At 61.3% G+C, this 1,257-nt stretch carries 2 protein-coding genes and 1 pseudogene; 2 read left to right on the forward strand and 1 reads right to left on the reverse strand.

Annotated features, from left to right (window positions below):
- Positions 1-160: 160 nt before the first annotated feature.
- Positions 161-502, reverse strand: a pseudogene (locus tag L6637_RS42255) (IS66 family transposase); the annotation flags it as partial.
- Between the two features lie 133 nt (positions 503-635).
- Here L6637_RS42255 and tnpA point away from each other — a divergent pair.
- Together tnpA and tnpB are read left to right on the forward strand one after the other, a co-directional pair.
- Entirely contained in the window at positions 636-1,001 is a 366-nt protein-coding gene (gene tnpA / locus L6637_RS42260; RefSeq protein WP_237874462.1) for an IS66-like element accessory protein TnpA, read from the forward strand.
- Positions 998-1,257: IS66 family insertion sequence element accessory protein TnpB (gene tnpB, locus L6637_RS42265; RefSeq protein WP_237874464.1), on the forward strand; the 260-nt coding region annotated here is incomplete at its 3' end. The genes tnpA and tnpB, both read left to right, overlap by 4 nt.

Genomic DNA, 1,257 nt, shown 5'->3' on the forward strand with positions numbered 1-1,257 from the left:
CCGAAGGCGATTTCACCGTCGGACTTGCCTTCGAAGGTGAGATGCGCCTCTTCGACGAGGTCGAGGAAGTCGCTGTCCCAGAGTACGCATACGACGAAGACCGCCTGATTGACGGATGCGCGATGGGCACGGCGGGGTCTATGATGGCGTTGGGTGAAGGTCAGGCGGCTTGCTGATCGGTTGGCTTATCGGCTTGGCGCAGGAGCTTCCATTCCCAGGGCAGCAGTTCGTGCAGCCGCGATGTGGGAAGATCGGCGATCCGGGCGAGGACGTCGGCGAGCCAGGCCTTGGGATCGACGTCATTGAGACGACAGGTCGTGATCATCGTCAGCATGATGGCGGCACGGTCGGCACCACGCTGGCTGCCGGCGAAGGTCCAGTTGCGCCTTCCCAATGCGATACCTCTCAATGCGCGCTCAGCACAATTGTTGGTCAGGCAGATCCTGCCATCGTCGAGGAAGCGGGCGAAGCCCTCCCAACGCCTGAGCATGTAGTTGATCGGTAAGCGCTCAGCCGGAACCCTTGCTTCGGGATCTGGATATCTATGCGAAGAAGCCTCCGGCTTGGGACGGAGGTTTGAGATGGGATTGGACAGCAAAAAGGACGTCCATTTGGACGTCTGATCGGCAGGGTCGGTGAGCCGGTTGGAGATCCTTGAAGGGCCGTCAGGACGTCGAGTTCGGTCGGAAGCAGAGAGAGCCCGGATCGCTGCTGAGAGTCTGCTACCCGGTGCCCAGGTATCCGAGGTGGCGCGCAAGCACGGAGCGACGCGCTGGCAGATCTACGATTGGCGACGGCGGTTTCGACAGCGAGGGATGTTGCCGCTGTGTGAGGCGTCCCCGCCGACATTTGCGCCGCTGGTCGTGGAACGTGCGTTGGAGCGTCAGGCTGCGGCGATCAAGCTTGAGATCGCGATCGGTGATGTCGTGCTGCGGACGGATACGGCTATTGATGCCGAGCAATTGTCCCGGGTGATCCGCGCGGTGCGAGCGTCACGATGATCGCGGCCGGTGCTGATCTGAAGATTTACATCGCGACGCGGCCGATCGACTTCCGCTGTGGCCACGATGGGCTTGCAGCGAAGGTGCAGGAGATGCTTCGTCTCGACCCGTTCAGCGGCGCAGCCTTCGTGTTCCGATCGAAACGAGCGGACCGGATCAAGATTTTGGTCTGGGATCGAACGGGCCTGGTGTTGGTGCACAAGCGTCTTGAAGGTTGCAAGTTCGTTTGGCCAACGATCGCAGACGGCGTGATGCG

The sequence above is a fragment of the Bradyrhizobium zhengyangense genome (genome assembly GCF_022012435.1).
Lineage (GTDB): Bacteria > Pseudomonadota > Alphaproteobacteria > Rhizobiales > Xanthobacteraceae > Bradyrhizobium > Bradyrhizobium zhengyangense.